We start from the raw sequence: 4,432 nt of genomic DNA on the forward strand, positions 1-4,432 counted from the left end.
CCGGACGGGCCCAGCAGCGCACTGACCTCACCCGCGGGCAGCGTCAGCGTCACATCACCCCAAATTCGTTGTGAGCCGAACGACTTCGTGAGTCCTTCGACCGAGACCTCGACACCCATCGGTTCCCTCCCGTTCGCCGCTGCTTCGGCGCGTGCCGTCGGCAGCGACTGTCAGCGAATCATCATGTGTTGACACAGGTTCGGCACTCTTGCGGCCTCGCCGGGCTTCACACGGGCCGCGCGCTGGGACTCGATGTGACCAAAGTCCCGATCGCCGATAACTGTGATTCAAAATACGAATATTGTCAATCGTTGCGTCGTCGTGTCTCACCCCTGAATTCACCCCATCTCAGGAGAACTGGACAAGTTGCCATGAAGCGGACATTTCGACGCACTGCCGACCGCCACTAGCGGCCCAGAGTCGCCGGCTCACCCCGCGCCACCGACACCATGTCTCCGACGCTCACGACCTTCACCCGGGGCCGTCCGGCCGAGCGTCCCTCCCCTCGCTCGAACGCGTCGATGCGACGCCATCCCTGCAGGTCGATGTAGTCGGGGTGGCGGGCGCACACAAGCTCCGCAAACGCCTTACGGTCACCGACCGGCGGTGTGTGCAGGCCGTTCACGAAGTCACCGACGATCGCGGCGGCGGTCTCCGCCGAACACACCTTGTTGGATCCGATCACACCGCTCGGCCCACGCTTGAGCCATCCGGCCGTGTAGACGCCGGGAACGCGGTCGCCGGACTCCGGATCGATCGCCGCGCCCGCCGCGTTGGGGATCACCCCGCGGTCCTCGTCGAACGGCACGCCCGGCTGACGCATGCCCCGGAATCCGATCGACCGGAGCACCAACCCGGTCTCGATGTTCTCGAATTCGCCGGTGGCACCCTCGAGCGTATTCACCGCGGTTCTCAGAGACTCGACGCGTCCGTTTCCGAGTACTTCGACGGGCGATCGCAGGAACTGGAGATGGATGCGGCGCCGGCCCGGCGCGGGTTCCGTCGCGGCGTACCGCGTGAGAATGTCGGCTCGAATCCGTTCGAGCGCAGACATTTCGGCACTTCCGGTGCCGATATCGGAGGCCGTCACGTCGACGCCCGGGAGGTCGCCGAGGCCGAGCAGTTCCGGTGTGCTGAACGCCGCCGCGCCCGCTCCCCTGCGGCCGAGCACGACAACCTCCCGAATCCGGCTCGTAGCAAGCGCTTCCAGCGCGTGTGCGGCGATGTCCGTCTTCAGCAGCCGGGACACATCGGACGTGAGAACGCGGGCGACGTCGAGCGCGACGTTGCCGTTGCCCACGACCACCGCGCGCTCGCACGACAGATCCACCCGCAGGTCCGCGTAGTCGGGATGACCGTTGTACCAGGCGACGAACTCGCGAGCCGACATGCTGCCCGCCAAGTCTTCTCCCGGCACTCCGAGTGCACGATCCCCGGTGGCGCCGTTCGCATACACGACGGCGTGGTGGTGGCGCAGAAGATCCTCGTGCGTGAGATGACGGCCGACCTCGACGTCGAGGTAGACGTCGATGTTCCGACGGCCCATCATCCGCGTGAACGTGCCGGCGATGCTCTTCGTGGAACTGTGGTCGGGTGCGACGCCGTAGCGGACGAGTCCACCGGGCACCGGGAGCCTCTCGATCATCGAGATCTCGACGTCGAGGCCCCGGTGCGACGTGAGTGCCTCCGCCAGGTAGCACGCCGACGGCCCGCTCCCCACGATCGCGACGCGCAGCACACCCGCCCCCGCGGACACCTTCGGCAGCTCGACGGCGGGCATCGGATCAGGCGTCGGATTGTCTTGGTAGTAGGCGGCATTCATGTCCACGAACGGCTGCATCTCGGGCGTGAGGTCCTCGGGCGGCACGATCGCGTCGACCGGGCATTCGTCCACGCAGGCGCCGCAGTCGATACAGGCCTCGGGGTCGATGTAGAGCATCTCGGTGCGACCGCGGGTTCGCTCCTCCGGGGTCGGGTGGATGCAGTTGACCGGGCAGACCGCCACGCATCCCGCATCGTTGCAGCACGGTTGTGTCACCACGTGCGCCATCGTTGATCACTCCTCGTAACAGCTGTTGTTCTTCGTGTCCGGTCGGTCTCAGACGATGCGGCGGGCCCGCATGTCGGGGAAGACGTCTCCGATGCGGACCACGTCGCCGGTGGTCGGCGCGTGGACCATCTGTCCGCCACCGATGTAGATGCCGACGTGCCCGGGGCCGGCGGACTGCCAGTTCCCGAAGACGAGGTCGCCGGGGCGGGCTTCCGCGAGCGGAACCTCGACGCCGACGTGCCACTGAGTCTCGGACGTGCGCGGCAGCGCGATACCGGTGGCGGCGTGCATCGCGAACGACGTGAGCCCGGAGCAGTCGAAACCGCCGCCGGACGGTCCGTCGATGTTGCCGCCGCCCCACACGTACGGCAGGCCCAGGTAGCGGAATGCTGCGTCGATGACCCTCTGACCGATGTCGTTCGCGGCGGGCAGGCCGAGTGCCACGAAGGGCGCGAGGAGCCGCTCGAACACGGGCCGGGCGGCGAGGATCTTCGCGACGTAGGGCTTGGTCTGGTTCTCGTAGTCGGGCAGGCCCGACGGCATCCCGCCCGAGCGTAGGACCGCGCCGAGCCCGGCGTTGTACGAGGCGAGCGTGAGTCCCAGGGTGTCTCCGGTGACGCGGCCCGCGCTCTTCCATGCCTCGATGCGAGACCAGTTGTCGCACAGCAGGTGACCGGACGCCATCACCGGGTCGGCGACGCCGAGGACGTCGGCCTTGCCGTCGCCGTCCGCGTCCTTCCCGTAGGCGTCCCACGTGCCGGGCATGAACTGCCCCGGTCCCCGCGCCCCGACCGGCGAGATCGGCGCGGTGGGGCCGTAGCGGAAGCCGTTCTCGACCGAGTAGAGCGCGGCGAGTACGGGCGCGGTGACACCCTCGCAGATCGAGCCGGCCTTCTTCAGCCACGGCGCGAACACGGCGATGGCTCCGATCGGGGCGAGTGACGTGCCGGGGACGATCGCGGGAATCTGCGGGAGAAGCGCGGGCCTACCCGCAGCGGGCGTACCGGTCGAGGCACCGAAGTCGATGCCCCACGGGTTGGGTCGCGCCGCGGGGGCCGCGATCGTGGGCGCGCCGTCCGGCGCAGGCGATACGGCGACATCGGTCTCGGTGGCCGACGATTCGGGCGTGTGCGGATCGGTCACGCCGGCGAGAAGCTCCTGGGTATCGGCCACAGCCTGCCGGGCCGGGGCCTGCACCTCCACGGGCAGCGAGGCGAACGCATCGTCGAGTTGTGCGCCGAGGTCGGCCGCGCCCTGCTCGATCGACGCGGCGAGCGCGGCCGCGGGTTCCTGGACTTCCTCGGGTACATCGACGCCGAGCACTGCGGTGCTGACGGCGGAGGCCACTGCCACGATCAACGACGACGGATCCACTGTCATGGTGGGGTAACCCTCTCGGATCGATGGAGTCCACGTCGTCGATCTCCGCCTACGGGGCGGGCTGGGATTCTCCGCTGATTCTCGCGGTCGACCGGACGTCGTGGATAACAAGATACAAAGTTCGTATTTTGTTATACAGCATGTGAGCTGGACCACGCAACCAATGCTGTGTCATGAAATGGCAACGGCCCGTGGACAATAAGTCCACGGGCCGTTGCGGTTCGGACCGGAATTTGCGGCGCCGCTAGCGCATGACCTCCACCGGAGTGGAGACGATCCCGGGCAGCAGGAGGTTGGTGAGCAGGCGCCTGTTCTCGGGGCCGGTCGGATCACCGAAGTCCATGCGCCCCACCAGAATCAACTCGACGAGAGTGATCCAGTTGCAGATCTCGATGTCGGTGATCCCCTCCTGGATCTCCCCGCGCTCGCGAGCCGAATCGATGAGCGGAGCCCACATCTCGTACGTCAATCTGGAAGCGAGACCGGAACTTCCGGCGAGCGCCGTCCGCCGGCCGGCATGCTCCGGGCTGACGATCAGGCGGATCACCATATCCCGGCGGCCCTGGTCCACGAGGTACAGGAGGCCGTCGACCACCTGTTCGGCGAACGTGTCCCGATCCGAGACATATTCGCGGGCCTGCTCGAAGAGCCTGCGGGATCGGGCTTCGATCATCGACGTCATCAGGGTGTCGCGATCACGGAAGTACCGGTAGATCGTCGGTCGCGACACACCGGTTTCCTTCGCGACGTCGTCGATCGTCGTCTTCGCGATACCGAATCGCTGGATCGCGGTTTCGGCTGCCCTGAGGATCTGCGAACGTGCAGCCTCCGGGTCCTCGCTGAGGACACCGTGACGTCGCGCCATGTGTCCTCCTCGGCCGATCGATACCCAGTCCGCCCCGACGATACCGCAGCCGTGCCGGTCGGCACGGCGGCACCGCCGTGAGCGGTTGCTCGCCTGCCGGTCCGTCTGCCCTCGGAGCCGGCAGGCGAGCGGTGGGT

Annotated in this window: 3 protein-coding genes and 1 pseudogene; all 4 read right to left on the minus strand. The window is 67.5% G+C overall.

All coding sequences use genetic code 11. From position 1 onward, the window contains the following. Positions 1–119, minus strand: a pseudogene (locus I0Q12_RS32325) (ABC transporter ATP-binding protein); the annotation flags it as partial. Positions 120–406: 287 nt separating this feature from the next. Next, the gene (locus tag I0Q12_RS07715) at positions 407–2,050 is read right to left on the minus strand and encodes an FAD-dependent oxidoreductase (protein WP_197251375.1); all 1,644 of its coding nucleotides are present in this window, start codon (positions 2,048–2,050) and stop codon (positions 407–409) included. A 48-nt stretch (positions 2,051–2,098) separates the two neighbouring features. Further along, positions 2,099–3,430 carry a bifunctional lytic transglycosylase/C40 family peptidase gene (locus tag I0Q12_RS07720; RefSeq protein ID WP_197251376.1) on the minus strand — a complete coding sequence of 444 codons (1,332 nt, stop codon included), beginning with the start codon at positions 3,428–3,430 and terminating at the stop codon, positions 2,099–2,101. A 244-nt stretch (positions 3,431–3,674) separates the two neighbouring features. Continuing rightward, complete coding sequence (locus tag I0Q12_RS07725; protein WP_197251377.1) at positions 3,675–4,295, minus strand: TetR/AcrR family transcriptional regulator; 621 nt, start codon at positions 4,293–4,295, stop codon at positions 3,675–3,677. Positions 4,296–4,432 lie beyond the last annotated feature (137 nt).

This window comes from Rhodococcus sp. CX (assembly GCF_015865005.1).
Lineage (GTDB): Bacteria > Actinomycetota > Actinomycetes > Mycobacteriales > Mycobacteriaceae > Rhodococcus.